The organism is Rhizobium sp. KNZ2-6A, from assembly GCF_056755475.1.
On the sequence record NZ_JBNDIC010000037.1, the window covers coordinates 1 to 17,921 of the forward strand.

Annotated in this window: 18 protein-coding genes and 1 other RNA gene; 8 read left to right on the plus strand and 11 right to left on the minus strand. The window is 60.3% G+C overall.

Annotated features, from left to right (window positions below; genetic code table 11):
- Positions 1 to 746: ATP-dependent helicase (locus ACPYOP_RS22765; RefSeq protein WP_481412550.1), on the minus strand; the 746-nt coding region annotated here is incomplete at its 3' end.
- A gap of 536 nt (positions 747 to 1,282) precedes the next feature.
- Between ACPYOP_RS22765 and ACPYOP_RS22770 the strand changes: the two genes are divergently transcribed.
- Positions 1,283 to 2,257 (plus strand): flagellin N-terminal helical domain-containing protein, encoded by a 975-nt coding sequence (locus tag ACPYOP_RS22770; RefSeq protein WP_481412618.1) that lies wholly within the window; start codon positions 1,283 to 1,285, stop codon positions 2,255 to 2,257.
- 187 nt (positions 2,258 to 2,444) lie between these two features.
- Positions 2,445 to 3,113, plus strand: a complete 669-nt coding sequence (locus ACPYOP_RS22775) for a YiaD family glycine zipper/OmpA-like lipoprotein (protein ID WP_481412551.1) — start codon at positions 2,445 to 2,447, stop codon at positions 3,111 to 3,113.
- A gap of 56 nt (positions 3,114 to 3,169) precedes the next feature.
- Here ACPYOP_RS22775 and ACPYOP_RS22780 read toward each other — a convergent pair whose 3' ends face one another.
- Positions 3,170 to 3,577 (minus strand): DUF2000 family protein, encoded by a 408-nt coding sequence (locus ACPYOP_RS22780; protein ID WP_481412552.1) that lies wholly within the window; start codon positions 3,575 to 3,577, stop codon positions 3,170 to 3,172.
- Positions 3,578 to 3,591: 14 nt separating this feature from the next.
- On the opposite strand from ACPYOP_RS22780, the gene ACPYOP_RS22785 reads away from it, so the two are divergent.
- Positions 3,592 to 4,518 (plus strand): AraC family transcriptional regulator, encoded by a 927-nt coding sequence (locus tag ACPYOP_RS22785; RefSeq protein ID WP_481412553.1) that lies wholly within the window; start codon positions 3,592 to 3,594, stop codon positions 4,516 to 4,518.
- Here the strand turns inward: ACPYOP_RS22785 and ACPYOP_RS22790 are convergent.
- The 4 genes from ACPYOP_RS22790 to ACPYOP_RS22805 form a co-directional block, all read right to left on the minus strand.
- Positions 4,493 to 5,218, minus strand: a complete 726-nt coding sequence (locus ACPYOP_RS22790) for an amino acid ABC transporter ATP-binding protein (protein ID WP_481412554.1) — start codon at positions 5,216 to 5,218, stop codon at positions 4,493 to 4,495. The two genes, ACPYOP_RS22785 and ACPYOP_RS22790, sit on opposite strands and share 26 nt — an antisense overlap.
- Positions 5,196 to 5,855 (minus strand): amino acid ABC transporter permease, encoded by a 660-nt coding sequence (locus tag ACPYOP_RS22795; protein WP_481412555.1) that lies wholly within the window; start codon positions 5,853 to 5,855, stop codon positions 5,196 to 5,198. The genes ACPYOP_RS22790 and ACPYOP_RS22795 overlap by 23 nt, the downstream gene beginning before the upstream one ends.
- Entirely contained in the window at positions 5,852 to 6,523 is a 672-nt protein-coding gene (locus ACPYOP_RS22800; RefSeq protein WP_481412556.1) for an amino acid ABC transporter permease, read from the minus strand. Before ACPYOP_RS22800 ends, ACPYOP_RS22795 begins: the two co-directional genes overlap by 4 nt.
- 63 nt (positions 6,524 to 6,586) lie before the next feature.
- Positions 6,587 to 7,360, minus strand: coding sequence for a transporter substrate-binding domain-containing protein (locus ACPYOP_RS22805; RefSeq protein WP_481412619.1), 774 nt, complete (start codon positions 7,358 to 7,360; stop codon positions 6,587 to 6,589).
- Between the two features lie 320 nt (positions 7,361 to 7,680).
- Here ACPYOP_RS22805 and ACPYOP_RS22810 point away from each other — a divergent pair, with 320 nt between their 5' ends.
- A complete protein-coding gene (locus ACPYOP_RS22810) occupies positions 7,681 to 9,093 on the plus strand; it encodes an FAD-binding oxidoreductase (protein WP_481412557.1) in 1,413 nt (470 codons plus the stop codon).
- A 250-nt stretch (positions 9,094 to 9,343) separates the two neighbouring features.
- Positions 9,344 to 13,081, plus strand: coding sequence for an AsmA family protein (locus tag ACPYOP_RS22815; RefSeq protein ID WP_481412558.1), 3,738 nt, complete (start codon positions 9,344 to 9,346; stop codon positions 13,079 to 13,081).
- A 72-nt stretch (positions 13,082 to 13,153) separates the two neighbouring features.
- Here ACPYOP_RS22815 and ACPYOP_RS22820 read toward each other — a convergent pair whose 3' ends face one another.
- From ACPYOP_RS22820 to ssrA, 4 genes are all read right to left on the minus strand, one after another.
- Positions 13,154 to 13,366: a ribbon-helix-helix domain-containing protein gene (locus tag ACPYOP_RS22820; RefSeq protein WP_481412559.1), complete on the minus strand. Its 213-nt coding sequence runs from the start codon at positions 13,364 to 13,366 to the stop codon at positions 13,154 to 13,156.
- Positions 13,367 to 13,471: 105 nt separating this feature from the next.
- Positions 13,472 to 13,666, minus strand: coding sequence for a DUF4169 family protein (locus ACPYOP_RS22825; RefSeq protein ID WP_481412560.1), 195 nt, complete (start codon positions 13,664 to 13,666; stop codon positions 13,472 to 13,474).
- A 48-nt stretch (positions 13,667 to 13,714) separates the two neighbouring features.
- Positions 13,715 to 14,224 (minus strand): SspB family protein, encoded by a 510-nt coding sequence (locus tag ACPYOP_RS22830; protein WP_481412620.1) that lies wholly within the window; start codon positions 14,222 to 14,224, stop codon positions 13,715 to 13,717.
- Positions 14,225 to 14,342: 118 nt separating this feature from the next.
- Positions 14,343 to 14,713: a transfer-messenger RNA gene (gene ssrA, locus ACPYOP_RS22835) on the minus strand.
- A 196-nt stretch (positions 14,714 to 14,909) separates the two neighbouring features.
- On the opposite strand from ssrA, the gene ACPYOP_RS22840 reads away from it, so the two are divergent.
- Positions 14,910 to 15,830 carry a thymidylate synthase gene (locus ACPYOP_RS22840; RefSeq protein WP_481412561.1) on the plus strand — a complete coding sequence of 307 codons (921 nt, stop codon included), beginning with the start codon at positions 14,910 to 14,912 and terminating at the stop codon, positions 15,828 to 15,830.
- Here ACPYOP_RS22840 and ACPYOP_RS22845 read toward each other — a convergent pair.
- The gene (locus ACPYOP_RS22845; protein ID WP_481412562.1) at positions 15,827 to 16,354 is read right to left on the minus strand and encodes an N-acetyltransferase family protein; all 528 of its coding nucleotides are present in this window, start codon (positions 16,352 to 16,354) and stop codon (positions 15,827 to 15,829) included. The genes ACPYOP_RS22840 and ACPYOP_RS22845 overlap by 4 nt on opposite strands.
- A gap of 202 nt (positions 16,355 to 16,556) precedes the next feature.
- Between ACPYOP_RS22845 and ACPYOP_RS22850 the strand changes: the two genes are divergently transcribed.
- Together ACPYOP_RS22850 and ACPYOP_RS22855 are read left to right on the plus strand one after the other, a co-directional pair.
- A complete protein-coding gene (locus tag ACPYOP_RS22850) occupies positions 16,557 to 17,123 on the plus strand; it encodes a helix-turn-helix domain-containing protein (protein ID WP_481412563.1) in 567 nt (188 codons plus the stop codon).
- Between the two features lie 232 nt (positions 17,124 to 17,355).
- Complete coding sequence (locus ACPYOP_RS22855) at positions 17,356 to 17,874, plus strand: dihydrofolate reductase (protein ID WP_481412564.1); 519 nt, start codon at positions 17,356 to 17,358, stop codon at positions 17,872 to 17,874.
- Positions 17,875 to 17,921: the final 47 nt, after the last annotated feature.

Consider the following 17,921-nt stretch of genomic DNA (forward strand, 5'->3'; position numbering starts at 1 on the left):
TGCCGGAACATATTGATCGGATGCAGCAAAAGGTCGCCGAAGTCGCAGGCGTTCAGCGTCTTCAAGCGGTTCTGATAGGCGGCATAGAGCTCGCGGCCCTTGCCGTTGGCGAATGCCCGCGCATCGCCTTCCGGAATATCGGCGGGGCTGAGGCCCTTGTTCTTCCAGGTGTCGATCATGCCGGCAAACTGCTTGGCCGGCCAACGCTTGTCGTCGAGGCCCTCGGCCTGGATCAACTGTTTGATCAGGCGGATGACGTCGTCGGTATCGAGAATGGTGAAACTGGAAGAAAGGCCGACCAGCTCGGAATGGCGGCGCAACAGCTTAACGCCGATCGAGTGGAAGGTGCCGAGCCAGGGCATGCCTTCGACCGCACCGCCGACGAGCAGCGCGATGCGCTCCTTCATCTCGCGGGCGGCCTTGTTGGTGAAGGTGACGGCGAGGATCTGGCTAGGGAAAGCGCGGTTGGTGGACAGGATATGAGCGATGCGGGTCGTGAGCACGCGGGTCTTGCCGGTGCCGGCGCCCGCAAGCACCAGAACGGGGCCGTCGAGCGTTTCGACTGCTTCCGTCTGTTCCGGATTGAGGCCGGCGAGATAGTCCGGCCGGCGGCCGCTGTCGCGCGCCGCCATGGCGCGGGCCGCAATACCGCCACCTGTGCTACCGGCAGCCGGTGCTGAACGGCGCGGTGCCGTGTGCTCCGGCTCCTCGTCAAAGAAGGGAATATCGTCATGTCCAATGGTCATGCGGCCCAATGTAATGATTCTACCCCGAAAGGCAAAAGAAACGGGCCGAAACTAGAACAAAAAGTGCACATTCTAGGCATAACGACGTTGATAACGTGGCCGTTTCAGCATCTGAATGAAGGCGTGTGGGTGCCAGCGAAACGTCCCGTTGTCCCATTCAAGATTACAATTTTGTCATAATAGGCGTCAAAACTTGCTCAAAACCGCGATATTGCGGCAATTGGTCACAACCTTGCATTGTTGCCTCGACCCGAGCACAGGCACGTTGCGCCGATTGCGGCTCCCGCGCTTATTTATGGTAAATCAGGCGTATCGTTTAGCGCTTTTTTAAGCATGTTTGCTAATCATAGCGATATGTAACCGCCGGAGCGAAGCTGTTGTTTTTGCCTTGCTCCCCGTTCGCCGACACGCTCGGCCCGCGCGCATGAGCGCCCGCGGCAAGGTTCCAATGTCTCCTTGTATTTGTTGCGTATTGTTGCGTCCGGAGTTCATTTGCCGTGAGTATTTTTTCGACCTTCATCAGGGTCAGTCCCTCTATGAACACAGCACTGGAAGTGCTGAGGGATACCCAGACCAAATTGACCAATGCCGAACGGCAGATGTCATCCGGCCTGCGGGTGCAGACAGTCAAAGACGACGCCACATACTGGAAAATCTCGACTTTGACGCATACCGATGTCGGGGCGATTTCGTCGGTGCAGGATGCGCTTGGCCTTGCCGCCTCAACCGTCAGCACCGCTTCCACCGGCGTCAGCAGTGCGATCGACGTCGTGACCGAAATCAGGACCAAGCTTGTCAGCGCCTATGAAACCAGTGTCGACAAGACGAAACTCAATGACGAGCTTACCCAGCTGAAAGAGCAATTGCGCAGCATCGGGGAGTCGGCGACCTTCAACGGCGTCAACTGGACCGTTCTGCGGGACGGAGCGGACCCTACCGCGCCACATGAGGTTCCTGGATCCCTCATTCGCGGCACGAACGGAACCGTCTCGATCGGCATGCTGAATTATGAAGGCGTAAACTCGACGACCGGCCCCATCACCGCGAGCGATGCGCGCTACCTGATAGACGATCAGTCAAGCGGCAGCGGCGGTTATGGCGTCCTGACCTCGACGGCCTTTGCGACTGCGGCCGGTGCCGCGAAAAACTACGTTCTGCTCAACAGCAAGAACGGCAATACAAGCGGGCAAGTGGAGATCTCGCTCGATGCGACTACGACGCAAGGCGCCCTCGTCGACATGGTCAACACCGTGACGGGAATGATGAACCAGCTCAAGACAATCGGATCCGCCTTCGGCTCCCTCGAATCGCGCGTCAGCCTTCAGACCGAGTTCGCCAAGAATCTAAGTGATTCATTGACCAGCGGTGTCGGCAAGCTCGTGGATGCCGATATGGAGCAGCAGTCGAGCAAGGTTCTGGCACTGCAGGCGCAGCAACAACTCGGATTACAATCACTTTCGATTGCCAATGCCAGCTACAATACGGTTCTGCAGCTCTTCAAGAGCTTTTGATCTCCCATGGGTCCCGAGGAGCCGCATTGAGGGACGGCTCCTCATATCCGGATTTCAATCGGCCTGATCAAAAGCTTCCTTCCCGCCCTATGCACAGGGGATAACGGCCCGATGAAGATTCCTCTTCATGATATTGCCGCAATGCTTCATATCTGCTGCGGCCATCGAACCGGAGAGCGACGATTCCATGATCAAGAAAATTGCTATTCTTGCCTTAGCGGCAGCCTTTTTGAACGCATGCACCACCACCGATCCCTATACGGGTGAGCAGAAGGTATCCAATACCGCCGGCGGTGCAGCGATCGGTGCCGGTGTCGGCGCCGTTGCCGGTCTTCTGATCGGCCATTCGCCGGCCTCGCGCCGCAATGCGGCGCTGATCGGCGCCGGCGTCGGTGCGCTCGCGGGCGCCGGTATCGGCAACTACATGGATCAGCAGGAATCCGAACTGCGTGCGCAGCTGCAGGGCACCGGTGTTTCGGTGACCCGCGTTGGCGATCGCATCATCCTGAACATGCCTTCTGCAATCACCTTCGACATCGACCAGGATGCGATCAAGCCGGAGTTCTTCTCGACGCTCAATTCCGTCGCGATCGTTCTGCGCAAGTTCAACCGCACCCTGATCGACGTCAACGGCCATACCGATTCGACCGGCAGCCTGCAGCATAATCAGGATCTTTCCGAGCGCCGCGCCGGCTCGGTTGCCTCCTATCTCGGCAGCCAGGGCATCGATCAGCGCCGCATGTCGGCCATCGGCTTCGGCCCGTCGCAGCCGGTCGCATCGAATGCGAGCGAGGCTGGCCGCGCCCAGAACCGCCGCGTCGAGATCCAGATCGCGCCGATCACGCAGAACGGCTAAGCCTTTTCAACAAAACGGCCGGGTTCACGATCCGGCCGTTTTTATTGCGCGGCAGATCAGGCGTGCATGCTGGCACCCTTGGTGATCTTGTCGACGATTTTCTTGTCCGCGCGCAGGGCGATGCCGACCACCTTGGCGTCCTCCGGGGCGAACTCGGAGAAGACGGCGCGATTGGCGACATCGTGGCCGGTTGCAAACATTTCTTCGATGAAGATCGAGGAGGTGACGCCGCGCTCCAGCGAGCGGCGGTGAATGGCAGCAATGTTTTCCGGATCGGCCGAAAGCACGATGATGGGCTGGATCGACAAAGCATTGTAGACGTTGCCGGTGCGATCGCGATAGGCTTCGCCGATGATATCGGGATGTTGTCCGGCTATGCCTGTCGACAGGAAGGCCGTTACATTCAGCTTTTGCCAGGATTGAAGGTCGCTTCGCAGAACGATCGCGATTTTGGTATCGAACATCGGTGGTCACTTTCATGCAGTCTGAGAATGGGACATTGCGCGAGGATGTAGCCGGACAGATCTTCGAGGGTCTTGAACGTTTGTGCGTGGCGCCGGAGGCCAACCGCATTCTGTCCGCGCCGGCCTATCCGGGCATCGAGCGCATTCAGGCTCAGTTTCGAGGCGACGCATTCGACCTGCACCGGCACGACACCTATGCGCTTGGCGTCACCATGCGCGGCGTGCAGACGTTCCGCTATCGCGGCGAACAGCGCTACAGCGTGCCGGGACGAGTGATCATCCTTCATCCGGACGAACTGCACGACGGTGGGGCCGCGACCGAGGACGGCCTCGTCTATCGCATGCTGTATCTGGAGCCTTCGGTCCTGTTGCAATGTCTCGAGGCGGCACGGATCGGTCTGCCATTCGTGGATGATCCGATCGTTGCAGATGATCGGCTTGCAGGGCTATTACTTGCGGCCCTTGGCGAGCTCGATCGTGAGCTGGACGAGCTCTTCGTCGACGATTTCGTCTCTCGTCTTACCGATGGCCTCGCGCAGCATGCCCGCCTGCCGCAGCGGCCATTGGGCAGCATTGCCTGGGGGCAGGTGAAGACCGCGCGGGACTATCTCGAAGCGCATAGCATGCAGGATGTGCGATCCCAGGAGCTGGAGCGCATCACCGGCCTTGACCGCTTTGCGCTGGCGCGGCATTTCCGCGCCGCTTTTGCGACCAGCCCGCACCGGTTCCTGCTGATGCGGAGATTGCAGCAGGCGAAGGCGATGATCGGCGTGGGCGAACCGATTGCGGAGGTTGCCGCCGCAACCGGGTTTGCCGATCAGAGCCATCTGACCCGGCATTTCAAGAAGGCCTTCGGCATTGCGCCGGGCGCATGGCGCAGCATGGTGCGGGGAGACGGACAGAGCCGACCGATGCTCAGTGAACGCCGAGGAACTGCCTGAGTTCCGGTGTCCGCGGATTGGCGAAAACCTCGCCGGGCGGGCCGATTTCGTGCACGCGGCCCTGGTGCATGAAAACGACGCGCGAGCAGACGTCGCGGGCGAATTTCATCTCATGCGTCACCATCAGCAGCGTCATGCCTTCGCTCGCGAGTTCGCGCACGACGGCGAGAACTTCGGCCACCAGTTCCGGATCGAGAGCAGATGTAATTTCATCGCAAAGAAGCGCAATCGGCTGCATAGCAAGGGCTCTTGCGATGGCGACGCGCTGCTGCTGGCCGCCGGAGAGCTCGTCCGGATAGGCGTCGAACTTGTGCCCGAGGCCGACGCGATCGAGCATTCGCCGCGCCATTGCCTCGGCTTCGGCCTTGACGGTCTTCTTGACCACCATCTGCGAGAGCATGACGTTGCGTCCCGCGCTCAGATGCGGGAAGAGATTGAATTGCTGGAAGATCATGCCGACCTTCAGCCGGAGCGCCTTCAGATGCAGGTCATCGGGCAGGAGCTGCGCGCCTGCCACGGAAATCGAGCCATCATTGATCGCCTCCAGCCCGTTGATGCAGCGCAGCAGCGTTGACTTTCCCGAACCGCTTTTGCCGATGATGGCGATGACCTCGCCGGGTTCGACGTCGAGATTGATGCCTTTCAGGACCTCGTTGGCGCCGAAGCTCTTGCGGACTTCAGTGATTTCGATGAGCGACATTGAGCTTCCTCTCCAGGATCTGGCTGCTTTTCGACAACGGCCAGCACAGGGCAAAATAGATGAGCGCGACGAAGCCATAGACGGTGAATGGCTGGAAGGTCGCATTGGTGATGACGGTGCCGGCCTTGGACAGCTCGACGAAGCCGATGATGGAGGTGAGGGCCGTGCCCTTGACGACCTGCACGGAGAAGCCGACGGTCGGCGGCACGGCGATACGCAGCGCCTGGGGCAGGATGACGTAGCGCATCTGTTGCAGATAGCCCATGCCGAGACTGGCCGAAGCCTCCCATTGTCCCTTGGCGACAGCCTCGACGCAGCCGCGCCAGATTTCGATCAGAAAGGCCGATGACCAGAGGGTCAGCGCGACACCGGCGGCCAGCCATGCCGGCACGTCGATGCCGAATAGTCCGAGGCCAAAGAAGGCGAGGAAGAGCTGCATCAGCAGTGGCGTACCCTGGAATAGCTCGACAAAATATTTGACCGCGATGCGGCCGGCCTTGGCCTTGCCGATGCGCAGGAGCAACAGGATCGCGCCAAGGATGGCGCCCCCGGCAAAGGAGACGAGCGACAGCAATATCGTCCAGCGTGCGGCCAGAAGCAGGCCGCGCAGGATATCCCATGTGGTGAACTGGATCATTGGCGGGTCCTGCGTGGAAAGATCAGCATCCCCACAGCGGCGAGCGCCTGCCGGAGCAGGATCGCCAGCGCGAGGTAGATCGCCGTGGAGACAAAGTAGGCTTCGAAGGCGCGGAACGAACGCGACTGGATGAAGTTTGCGGCGAAGGTCAGATCTTCGGCGGCGATCTGAGAGACGACGGAAGAACCGAGCATGACAATGACGACCTGAGATGACAGCGCCGGCCAGATGCGCTGCAGGGACGGCCCGAGGACGATATGCCGGAAAGTCTCGAAGCGGGTCATGGCAAGGCTGGCGCCAGCTTCGAACTGGCCGCGAGGCGTCGCCTGTATGCCGGCGCGGATGATCTCGCAGCTATAGGCGCCGAGATTGACGACCATGGCGAGATTGGCGGCGGTCATCTCGTTCATCTGCACGCCGATGCCGGGCAGGCCGAAGAAAATGAAGAAGAGCTGGATTAGGAACGGCGTGTTGCGGATCAGCTCGACATAGGTGGCGACGATTGGTTTCAGCCAGCGCGGGCCAAGCGCGCGCGCCCAGGCGCAGGCAATCCCAACCAGAATGCCAAGTACGGCACCGACCAGCGTCAGTTCCACCGTGACGAAAACGCCCTTGATCAGAGCGGGGTAATAGTCGGCGAGCCAGCCGAAATCGAAATGATAGCGCATGAGGTAAAGCCTTGCCGGGACCGACTGCACCGCCCGCTGGCGGTGCAGTCGGTCGCGCTTTCATCAGAAGCCGGCCGGCAGGTCGGCGCCCAGCCATTTCTGCGATATCTTGTTCAGCGTTCCATCGGCCTTGGCTGCGGCGATGATGTCGTTGACCTTTTTCTGCAGGGCCGGTTCGTTCTTGCTGAGCCCGATATAGCAAGGCGAGTTGGTGACGAGGAATTTCATCTCCGGCTTCTTCGGCGGGTTCTTGGCGAGAATGGCCGCCGCGACGACATTGCCGGTCGCAACCAGCTGGACCTGTCCGGACAGGAAGGCGGAGATGGTGCCGTTATTGTCCTCGTAGCGCTTGATCGTCGCATCCTGCGGCGCGACCTTGGTCAGCGCCAGATCTTCGATCGCGCCGCGGGTGACGCCGATCGTCTTGCCGGAGAGGTCTTCCGGCTTGGCGGCGGCAACGTCGCCCGGACCGAAGACGCCATTGAAGAAGGGCGCATAAGGATCGGAGAAATCGATGACCTTCTCGCGATCCGGATTCTTGCCGAGGCTCGAAATCACCAGATCGACCTTGTTCGTCTGCAGGTAGGGGATGCGGTTGGCGCTGGTGACGGGAACGAGTTCCGTCTTCACGCCGAGCTTTTCTCCGATCAGGTTGGCCATATCGATGTCATAGCCCATCGGTGTCATGTCCGGACCGACGCTGCCGAACGGCGGGAAGTCCTGCGGGACGGCGACGCGGAGCGTGCCGCGCGAGGTTATGTCGCTCAAGGCATCCGCCCGAGCCGTGTGTGGGGTGGAAAGCGACCCCATCGCCAGCATCGCGATACCGAGTGCCATGAGCAATTGTCTGCGCTTCATCGAATGTCCTTCCAATCGTGGCATGTTCAAGCTGGAAGGCAAAACGCAAGACCTATGCCAGTCGGCGGTATATTGCTCCACCGGCTGCCGATACCGTGGCGGGAATGCTCCATCTCTGGCTATGGACGGATCAAATATGATTAAAAAATGAGCAATTGCTATTGCAATGCTTGTTTGAATGCCGCCGAACCCCTGCGCCGAGAATGGTTCACTTCATGACTGGACAGTTCTGCCCCAAATGCCCCATAGAACCAATAAAGGGTTAACGCCTTTGGCGAGTGCGACGGGAGATTCGGACTATGGTTTTGGCTGATGCAAAGGCGGGAACACGCAACGAGGCTGGCATATCGGCCGTTCTCGGCATTCTGAAGCAGGCCTTCGGAGAGCGTTTCCAGACCGGTGAAAGCTTTCGCGGCCAACATGCTCACACGACGACCTATATTCCGTCGCAGCTTCCTGACGGTGTGGTGTTCGCCGAAACGAGCGAAGACGTGCAGACCGTCGTCAAGGCGTGTGCGGAGCATAGGGTTCCGATCATCCCATTCGGCACAGGCTCTTCGCTGGAAGGGCAGGTCAATGCGCCGCAGGGCGGGATTTCCATCGATTTCAGCCGAATGAACCGCGTCCTGGAAGTCAATGCCGAGGATCTCGACTGCACGGTCGAGCCCGGCGTCACGCGCGAACAGCTCAACACCTATTTGCGCGACACCGGCCTGTTCTTTCCGATCGATCCGGGCGCCAATGCCTCGATCGGCGGCATGGCATCGACGCGCGCATCGGGCACCAATGCCGTGCGCTACGGCACGATGAAGGACAATGTGCTGTCCGTGACCGTCGTGACCGCCAATGGCGAGGAAATCCGCACCGCCCGCCGCGCCAGGAAATCGTCCGCCGGCTACGATCTCACCCGGCTTTTCGTCGGAGCGGAAGGCACGCTCGGCGTGCTGACGTCGATCACGCTGCGCCTGCAGGGTATCCCGCAGAAGATCGCCGGCGGCGCCTGCGCCTTTCCGGATGTCAAGGCGGCATGCGATGCCGTCATCATGACGATCCAGATGGGCGTGCCCGTCGCGCGCATCGAGTTACTGGATGCCATGCAGATGCGGGCCTGCAACCGCTATTCCGGCCTGAGCTATGATGAGAAGCCGACGCTTTTCCTCGAATTTCACGGCACCGACGAGACCGTCGAGCTGCAGTCGGCGCAATTTGCGGAGATTGCGGCCGAATGCGGTGGCGGCGAATTCCTTTGGACTAGCAATGCGGAGGAACGCAACAAGCTCTGGAAGGCTCGCCACGATGCCTATTGGGCCTGCCGGGCGCTGGCGCCGGAGCTGGCTGCCTTGTCGACGGATGTCTGCGTGCCGATCTCACGTTTGGCCGAATGCGTCGCGGAGACCCAGGCCGATATCGAGGCACATGGCCTGCTGGCGCCGATCGTCGGCCATGCCGGCGACGGCAATTTCCACGTGCTTGTCCTGTTCGACGACAAGACCGCGGAAGGGATCGCCGTGGTCGAGGATTTCGTTGGGCGCCTGAATGCGCGCGCGCTGGCCATGGACGGCACCTGCACGGGTGAGCATGGGATAGGACAGGGCAAGATGGCATTCCTCGAACAGGAACTCGGCAATGCCGTCGATCTGATGCGCCAGGTCAAAGAAGCGCTCGATCCGGATGCCATCTTCAATCCCGGAAAGATATTCCGCGGGCACTGAAAGATGGAATATTTTCATGATCTTGGCTTGCTACATATGCGAATGACGCTAGGCTGCAGCCGCTCTTTTCCGGCTTTTGTCATGAAAAGCTGCATGCATGCGCTAGATGGGGTGGCATAGCTCTTAAAAAGGGCTGCTTTCATAGGCAGGGATCGGGTAGAAGTGTGCTTATCCCAGCTTATGTCGCGAATGCGCTCTGACATGCGGCGGCTTGGCATGGGTTGGGAATGAAGATTGGAGACGGTGCGCATTGTTAGGTAGGGTCCTGGTTTTTCTGGGTGGATTGCTCGTGGTGGTGCTGTTCGTGGCGCTGCTCGCTCCGCTCTTCATAGACTGGACCGATTTTCGCAAGAATTTCGAGGATCAGGCGAGCCGCATCATCGGCAAGAAGGTGACCGTTCACGGCACCGTCGATGCCCGCCTTCTGCCGTTTCCGTCGGTAACGTTGCACGATGTCCGCGTCGGCCAGGAGGGCGATGGGACGCCGCTGGTGCAGGTAGCGGAATTCTCGATGGACGCCGAGCTGGCGCCTTTCCTTTCCGGCGAAGCGCTGATCTTCGATATGCGCGTATCGAAGCCGAATGTACGTCTGCGCCTGCTGAAGGATGGAACGCTCGACTGGATGCGCGGCAGCCGGCCGGAGATTCCGGCAAAATCAGTGGTGCTCGAAAGCGTCCATGTGGAAGAGGGTGACATCCTCTTCATCGACGAGCAGACCGGCCGCACCCGGCATGTTACCGGCCTGAATGCCCAAATGTCGGCGAAGTCGCTGGCCGGGCCTTGGCGTATGGAAGGCGATGCGGCGCTGGATGGCGAGCATGGCAACTTCACCGTTTCCAGCAGCCAGCCCGACGACAACGGCGTCCTGCGTGTCCGCACCCGGCTGATGCCCGATCGCCATCCCCTGAATGTCGATCTCGACGGCGAGCTGAAGCTCGTCGACAGCAAGCCGGACTATATGGGCTCCTTCACGGCTGACGTCAGCGATAAGCAGGCCGGCGATTCCGCGGATCAGAAGGCACAGCCCCGCATCAAGGGCCGGTTCGAACTGACGAATGATCGCATTCGCGTTCCGGAATATCGCCTCGAAGTCGGTGCCGACGACGATCCCTATGTGGTCACCGGCGAGGCGACCCTGGATACGGGCTCCAAGCCGGAGTTTCTGTTGACCGCCGATGGTCAGCAGATCGACGTCAATCGGCTCGGCAACAACAAGGGTGCAAACGGCAAGACGAACCGGAATCCCACCGTCTCCGCGCGTCAGCGGCTGAACAGCCTGATCGCGATCGCCGCCGAAGTTCCTGTACCGCAGGTGCCAGGCAAGGCGACCTTCCGGCTGCCGGCGATCGTTGCCGGCGACACGACGATCCGCGACGTGCAGCTCGCTCTCGAGCCGGCGGGAACGGGGTGGAAGATCGATCACGCGATCGGCACGCTGCCGGGGCGCACGCAGGTCGAGGCACGCGGCAATCTGATGCTGCAGGGCGAGCCGAATTTCATCGGAAATCTGGTCGTCGCTTCCAACCAACCGTCCGGGCTGGCCTCCTGGCTGGTGGGGTCCGTCGACCCGTCGATCCGCCAGCTGCGTCAGGCCGGTTTTTCCGCCGATGTCAGCTTGCGGCACGAAGAGCAGCGTTTCGAAAATCTGGAGATCGCCGTCGGTTCGGCAAGCCTCAAGGGCCGGCTCGACCGCCAGGCGCTGAATGACAAGGACCCGCCGAGACTTGCCGTCGATCTTGCCGGTGATGCGCTCGATCTCGATGCGTTGCGGGCGCTGACTGGGCTTTTCACCGGCCAGGGCAGTGACGAAACCCTGTTCGATCACCGGATCACTGCGCATCTGCAGGCCGGGAAGTTCACGGCTTTCGGCGTGCCGGCCGATAATGTCGACACGTCGTTCTCCATAGCAGACGGTGCGCTCACGTTGGACAAGCTTTCCGTGCGCAACGTCGCCGGCGCTGAAATCACCGCCACCGGCCGCGCCGACGGCGAGCCTTCGCACTATAAGGGCTCAGGCGAGATCACCTTCAAGGCCGCCGATCCCGGCCCGTTCTTCGAAATGCTGCGCCAGCATCTGCCGCATCACCCCGTCATGGACCGGTTGGTGCGCAATGCTGCATGGTATGGAAATACCGCTCTTCGCGGAGCGGTCACGCTTGGCGGCGACCAGGACAATGCGCTGACGGTGACGCTGGCCGGCGTCTCCAACGGCAGCCGCGTCAATTTCGATTATCGCATGTCCGATCTCTCGGCCTTCACGGGCAAGGGCACGACGACGCTCGAGGGAACGCTTGAAAACTCCGTCACGTCCATCCTCTTCGGCCAGGCAGGCCTTGATCCGCTACCGGTCGAGGCCGATGCCAATGGTCGCCTGACGCTGAAGGTCTCCGCCAACGGCACGGATCCGGCCGATGCGGCACTGACCTTTGCCACCGACAAGACCTCGTTCACGGCGAACGGCAAGGTCGACGTGCGTCCCGATACATTCCTTAACGGCAATATGGCGCTTTCGCTCGAAAGCGCCGATCTCGACCCCTATTTCGTGATGAACGGCATCGGCATCCCCCAGACCGGCGCAGGCCTGCCGGTGAAATTTCAGGCCAACGCCGCGCTGAGCCCGGACAAGATCGTATTCTCCGATATGAAGGGATCGCTTGCCGACAACACCGTGTCAGGTGCGCTCTCCGTCGACCGCAAGGCGCCCAATATCAAGGCATCGGGCGAATTGTCGCTCGACAAGGCGGATTTCGGCTGGCTGGCGGAGGCGATCTATGGGGCGATTATGGATCCAAAGACGGGTGGCCTCGACAAGGAGAAGCTCGGCCTGCCGGCTTTCACCGGGCTCGACATCGGCGTCAAGCTTTCAGCCAAGCAGCTCTGGCCCGGCATATTCGGGCCCATCTCGAATTTTACCGCCAATGCCTCATACAAGGGCGAGGAATTGCGGCTTAGCGATCTGGCCGGCGGATGGAACGGGGGAACGCTGAACGGCAGCCTTATGCTTGCCAATTCCGACGGCACGGGCTTGCTGCAGACCAAGCTCAGTCTTGCCGATGGCGATTTGGCGGCCGTCGCCTGGCAGCGGGATGGCGCGCCGCTCGCCAGTGGTCGTTTCGGCTTTGCCATGAATGCCGAAGCGAGCGGCAGGAGCGTTGCCGAGCTTGCGGCCAATGCCAGCGGCTCTGGAGAGCTGAAGCTTGGCGAAACGCATGTGCGCGGTCTCAATCTCGGCATTCTGTCGCCCCTGCTTTCGGCGACGGATCAGATTCAGGGCGATATCACTGTCGCCAAGGTGCTGCCGATCGTGCAGACGCTGCTCAACAATGGCGAAGCCGTGCTTCCGGCCACCAGCATACCCTTCAATATTTCCGCAGGGGTGGCGCGCGCGACGAATATTGCAGCCGGCAACGATGTGGCGAAACTTTCCGGCAATGCCGAAATGAGCCTGCCGGACGAGCGCATGCGCGGATCCCTCGGCATCGATTTCAATGCCGGAGCCGAGGCGCAGGGTGGCGCCGAGCCTGCCTTGCGCCTCGATTTTGCCGGGCCGCTCACGGCACCGGGCCGAACGATGGATGTCACTGACGTCACCAGCTTCCTGTCGGTGCGCGCCTTCGAGCGCGAACGGCGGCGTGTCGAACGTTTGCAGGCCAATGTACTCGAGAAGCAGCGGCTCCGGCGCGAGGTGGCGCTCTACAAATTTGTAGCCGTCGCACGCGAAGCTCAACGCCAGCGTGATGCCGCCATCGAGCAGCAGCGCCGTGCCGAGGAAATCCGCCTGCGCGATCTGGCCCGGCAAGCTGCTGCACAAAAGCACGCACAGGAAGAGGCAAGAGCCAAGCAGTTGGCGGAAGAGGAAGCCAGGGCCAGAGCGGCCGCCGAGGCCCGGGCCAGGGCTGAAACGCAGCGCTTACCTGCGCCCAACGACCAGGCGCCGCAAACGAATGGGCCCCTTAATTTCAACGGCCTGCCTGGAATAGCGCAATAGCACATGCCTCGCGGGCGATGAAGGCTTCAGCCTCCGAAGCGTCCGCGACCTCCAGGCGCCTGCCGAAATTCGTTAATCGCGATCCTTCAGCCATTTAAGGACATAGAGGCGGAGTGCGGAGGAGAGGTTGCTGCCAGCCTCGCGACCGTCGTCGATCTCAGAGATCAGTGCGGCCAGCGAGGTGCCGCGCGCATTGGCAATGGCCTTCAGTTCTGTCCAGAAGGCATCTTCCAGGGAAAAGCTTGTGCGATGGCCATGCAGCGTCGCGGAATGTTTGCGGATCATCGGCGGATCGATCAAAAATCGGAAATGGTGGGATAGTGTCTGAAAGTGATTCAAAATGCGGAAGTGAGCAACTGATTTCTGAAGTTTTTTATCTCGAGACCAAAACTAGTCTTCGCTTTCCGTCGTCTCGATTCGGCCTGCTTCGTGGGTTTTCACGCTCTTCTCGTTAAGGGCTTTCGTCAGGCTCTTTTCGGCCTTGGTCCGCCCGAAGGTGACGCGGTTCTGATCCGCCTGTTTTTCCTTGACCGAACGGGCCTGCTTCTTGCGAAACTGACGCAGATTGACGATTTCGGCGCTCATCGATCCCCCGTGATATGGGAAGGGAGGCAAATGCCTCCCCGGTTGGGCCTACTGCTTCTTGCGGAACGCGTCGAGAGAGACGACCGATCCCGGTTTCTTTTCCTCGCCTTCCTTGGCCGCTGTCGCCGGGGCGTCCTCGCCTTCGACCGGCACCGGATAGGCGGTGATTTCGCTGGAGGAGAGTTCCTCCTCGTCGGCCAGCGGCACGTCGAACTCCAGCTCGAAGTTGACGGAAGGATCATAGAAGCCGCGGATGGCATTGAAGGGGACGACCAGCTTTTCCGGAACGTCGGAGAAGGAGAGGCCGATCTCGAACTGGCTTTCCGTGATCTTCAGGTCCCAGAACTGATGCTGGATGACGATGGTCATCTGCTCGGGATACTTCGCCTTCAGGTGCTGTGAAATGCGCACGCCGGGAGCGCCTGTCAGAAAAGTGATGAAGAAATGATGGTCACCGGGCAGGCGACCTGCGGCGCCGACCTCGGTCAACACCTTGCGGATGACTCCACGCAAGGCGTCCTGTGCCAAAATGTCGTAGCGGATATGATCCTGCCCCATGCTTTCCTGTCTTTCGTTGGCCATGTTTTTTATAGGCTTATGCCACGCTGAACGCCGCCGGAAAAGCCCTATGCGCGAGTCACCGCCTGTCGATCTATAATATAGCACTGGAGGAGAAGGTGAAGGCTTCTGTTGCCAGGTGCCTTCGAACCCCGCCTAAGAGTGCGACCCCTTAGGACTTTATTTGAAGTGTCACACCGCGATTAAGCAGCGAGACGAGCTTCCGCATAGTTGTCGTTTGCAACTACAATTTTAGCCCGATAACGGCGGTACAATGCCGAGCAAAAAGTCGATCTTTACACCCTTGTCGATCCTGTTTCGCCCCCATCAAAAGCCGGTCTGACGCCAGTCTTGCCGGCCGGTTTTTGGTGGAGGCGCCGGGTACCGCCCCCGGGTCCAATAGGTTTATTACACCGCTCATTTATCGCCATAGCCGGCCCGAAGACCGGCACGGCTGATATAGTGTTTTCCGCGAGCGAAGGGAAGGGCATTTGTCATAAATGCTTCGCCGAAACATCGCTTTGCGTCTGCGGGCGCGAGATTTGGCTGAATTATGTTTCGCCGTGGTTGGTTTCGTCTCGGCTTGTCATTAAAATCGCAACAAAGGAATCGGCCGGGCGCGGCGGCAATCGGCCGCCGGTGCCATCCGTGCCGTCAGCAAATTCAAGCGATTTCGGAGCGGAAGATGGCTCGTCACCCGGAGTATCAATATCTCGACCTGATGGAGCACCTGCTCGAGCATGGCGATCGCCGGATCGACCGAACGGGAGTCGGCACCTTGAGCGGCCTCGGCGCGATGATGCGCTTCGACCTTTCGAAGGGGCAGATCCCGATCTTCACGACGAAACGCGTCTATTGGAAGCTTGCCGTCAAGGAGATGCTCTGGTTCCTGACCGGCGACACCAATATCCGCAATCTCCTGAAGGAGAACGTGCGGATCTGGACCGATTGGCCGCTGGCGAAATATCGCAAGGCCACCGGCGAGGATATCGATCAGCTTGCCTTCGAGAAGCGGGTCCTCGAGGACGAGGCATTCGCGCTCCAATGGGGCGATCTCGGGCCAGTCTATGGCAAGCAGTGGCGGCAATGGCGCGATGCCGAGGGCCGGGTGCATGACCAGCTGGCCTCGGTCATCCAGGATCTGAAGACCAATCCCAGCAGCCGCAGGATGATTTTCCATGCCTGGAATGTCGGAGAGCTTGCCGACATGGCGCTGCATCCGTGCCATATGGTCTACCAGTTTCATGTGTCGAACATCTCGGCCGAGGGCGGCAAGCGGCCGCGCCTCAGCCTGATGGTGTTCCAGCGCTCATGCGACCTGTTCCTGGGCAATCCATTCAACATCAGCCAGCAGGCGGCTTTGTTGGCGATGGTCGCGCAGCAGGTCGATATGGATGTGGGCGAGCTGGTCTGGTCGGGCGGCGACGTCCACCTTTATCTCAACCATCTCGACGCCATCCGTGAGCAGCTCAGCCGCGAGCCGAAGCCATTCCCGACCTTGCGCCTGTTGCGCCGGCCGGACAGCATCGACGACTATCGCATCGAGGATTTCGAGGTTGTCGGCTATGAACCGCATGCCGCGATCGCGGCCGAGGTTGCGGTTTAGTCCGCCGGGGTAGAGTCGGGATCGGTGCGCTGATCGAGCAGGAGCTGCAGAAAAGCCAGATCGAGCCAGCGCCCGAACTTGGTGCCGACCTGCGGCAGAAGGCCGACCCGCTGGAAGCCGAGCTTTTCGTGTAGCTTGATCGAAGCCTCGTTGCCGGCCTCGATGCCCGCGACCATTGCATGCTTGCCGATCGCCCGGGCGCGCTCGATCAGCTCGATCATGAGTGCCTTGCCGATGCCGCTGCGATATTGGTCGTTGCGGACATAGACGGAGTGTTCGACCGTGTGCCGATAGCCGTCGAAGGCCCGCCAGTCGCCAAACGAGGCATAACCGACCACGTCGCCGCCATCGGCGATCGCCACCAGAACCGGATAACCCAGCTTGTGTCGATCCTGCAGCCATTGCCTGCGGTTGGCGATATCGACCTGCGTCTCATTCCAGATCGCGGCGGTATTGGCGACGGCGTCATTGTAGATCGCGGTTATTCCCGCGAGATCCTCGTCTCTCGCATCACGAATTTGCATCGGCGGCTCCGTGGGCTCCATCCATCAAATCGGATGGTCGTGTCATTTGCTTTTTCATGCTGTCATACACCGATTTCGGTGTCTGTCTACTATATTGGTACAAAAATCACATGAGAGCTAATTTAGACGCCCCTAAAATTAGGCATTTTCTGACCTCGCGCGCAGATTGCCTTCCCCATGAAAGTCCACTATAGTAAAACGCATGTCCCATCTTGATGATATCGACAAGCGCATCGGCGCGCGCATCCGCATCGAACGCGAGAGCCGCGGCTGGTCGTTGACGGAGCTGGCGGAGCGCTCGGCCGTCTCCCGTGCCATGATCCACAAGATCGAGCGCGGCGAGAGCAGCCCGACGGCAACGTTGCTCGGCAAGCTCTCCGGCGCCTTCAGCTTGAGCATGTCGACCTTGATGGCCCGTGCGGAGATGCAGCAGGGCCGCTTTCTCCGGAAGGAAGAGCAGCCCGTCTGGGTCGATCCGCACACAGGCTACGAACGGCGGCATGTCTCGCCGAAATCGGATCTGCCGCTGGATCTTGTGCGCATCGAACTGCCCGCGGGAGCGGACGTTCCGATGCCCGCATCGGCCTATGCCTTCATGCGGCAGCTCATCTGGGTGCTGCAGGGGCGGCTGACGTTTGTCGAAGGAGATGCTAGGCATTCGATGTCGGCGGGCGATTGCCTCGAGCTCGGTCCGCCGACGGACTGCATCTTCAGGAATGAAAGCGGAGAGCCCTGCATCTATGCCGTTCTCGTGCTTCGCAACGCTTGAAGGACGCTTAATTTGCCATTACCGCAAGGCATTTCGCTCGTCCGTCCGAGCGACAGGCGATATGCTGCCGTCTTCGCAAGGCGGAGGTTTTTGGGCCGGCCAGCTCGACAGGCTCAATAATGGTGGGTGATGCGGGACCGCGAAGTGTCTTCCGTCTCCCGTCGCCGCCATCCTGATGTAAAGTCGTCGCGCCGACTCGATTGGTGTCGGTGACATGGACCGAGGGAGACGCATGACCCAGCCGATCAAGACCATCGTCGTTGCCGTATCGCGCAACGGCATCATCGGGCGCGAAGGCGACATGCCCTGGAGGTTGTCATCCGATCTCAAGCGCTTCAAGGCAATGACGCTCGGCAAGCCTGTCATCATGGGGCGAAAGACGTTCCAGTCGATCGGCCGGCCCTTGCCCGGCCGGCCCAACATCGTCATCACCCGCGACACAGGTTTCTCGGCCGAGGGGATAGCAGTGGTGCACTCGCTTGAGGAAGGCATCGAGGCTGCATACCGCCTTGCGCGAGAGAGCGATGTCGATGAAATCTGCATCCTCGGTGGCGGTGAGATCTATCGACAGGCTATTGGAGTTGCCGATCGCTTGCTGATTACCCATGTGGAGGCGGATGTGGAGGGTGACACTGCCTTTCCGGTGATTGATCCTGCCATATGGCAGGCCGAAAGCGAGCTTGCGGTGCCGGCCGGCGAGAAGGACACCTATCCGACGCGTTTCGTTAGCTATTTCAAGCGAAATGCATAAAAGCTGCCCCCGGAAAGCAAATATTTTCCAATGAATCCGACGAACTT

Excerpts from the sequence above, each read along its gene's own strand:
- ACPYOP_RS22770 (WP_481412618.1), top strand. The coding sequence starts at position 1,283 with ATGAACACAGCACTGGAAGTGCTGAGGGATACCCAGACCAAATTGACC.
- ACPYOP_RS22775 (WP_481412551.1), top strand. The coding sequence starts at position 2,445 with ATGATCAAGAAAATTGCTATTCTTGCCTTAGCGGCAGCCTTTTTGAAC.
- ACPYOP_RS22780 (WP_481412552.1), bottom strand. The coding sequence starts at position 3,577 with ATGTTCGATACCAAAATCGCGATCGTTCTGCGAAGCGACCTTCAATCC.
- ACPYOP_RS22785 (WP_481412553.1), top strand. The coding sequence starts at position 3,592 with ATGCAGTCTGAGAATGGGACATTGCGCGAGGATGTAGCCGGACAGATC.
- ACPYOP_RS22790 (WP_481412554.1), bottom strand. The coding sequence starts at position 5,218 with ATGTCGCTCATCGAAATCACTGAAGTCCGCAAGAGCTTCGGCGCCAAC.
- ACPYOP_RS22795 (WP_481412555.1), bottom strand. The coding sequence starts at position 5,855 with ATGATCCAGTTCACCACATGGGATATCCTGCGCGGCCTGCTTCTGGCC.
- ACPYOP_RS22800 (WP_481412556.1), bottom strand. The coding sequence starts at position 6,523 with ATGCGCTATCATTTCGATTTCGGCTGGCTCGCCGACTATTACCCCGCT.
- ACPYOP_RS22805 (WP_481412619.1), bottom strand. The coding sequence starts at position 7,360 with ATGGCACTCGGTATCGCGATGCTGGCGATGGGGTCGCTTTCCACCCCA.
- ACPYOP_RS22810 (WP_481412557.1), top strand. The coding sequence starts at position 7,681 with ATGGTTTTGGCTGATGCAAAGGCGGGAACACGCAACGAGGCTGGCATA.
- ACPYOP_RS22820 (WP_481412559.1), bottom strand. The coding sequence starts at position 13,366 with ATGATCCGCAAACATTCCGCGACGCTGCATGGCCATCGCACAAGCTTT.
- ACPYOP_RS22825 (WP_481412560.1), bottom strand. The coding sequence starts at position 13,666 with ATGAGCGCCGAAATCGTCAATCTGCGTCAGTTTCGCAAGAAGCAGGCC.
- ACPYOP_RS22830 (WP_481412620.1), bottom strand. The coding sequence starts at position 14,224 with ATGGGGCAGGATCATATCCGCTACGACATTTTGGCACAGGACGCCTTG.
- ACPYOP_RS22840 (WP_481412561.1), top strand. The coding sequence starts at position 14,910 with ATGGCTCGTCACCCGGAGTATCAATATCTCGACCTGATGGAGCACCTG.
- ACPYOP_RS22845 (WP_481412562.1), bottom strand. The coding sequence starts at position 16,354 with ATGCAAATTCGTGATGCGAGAGACGAGGATCTCGCGGGAATAACCGCG.
- ACPYOP_RS22850 (WP_481412563.1), top strand. The coding sequence starts at position 16,557 with ATGTCCCATCTTGATGATATCGACAAGCGCATCGGCGCGCGCATCCGC.
- ACPYOP_RS22855 (WP_481412564.1), top strand. The coding sequence starts at position 17,356 with ATGACCCAGCCGATCAAGACCATCGTCGTTGCCGTATCGCGCAACGGC.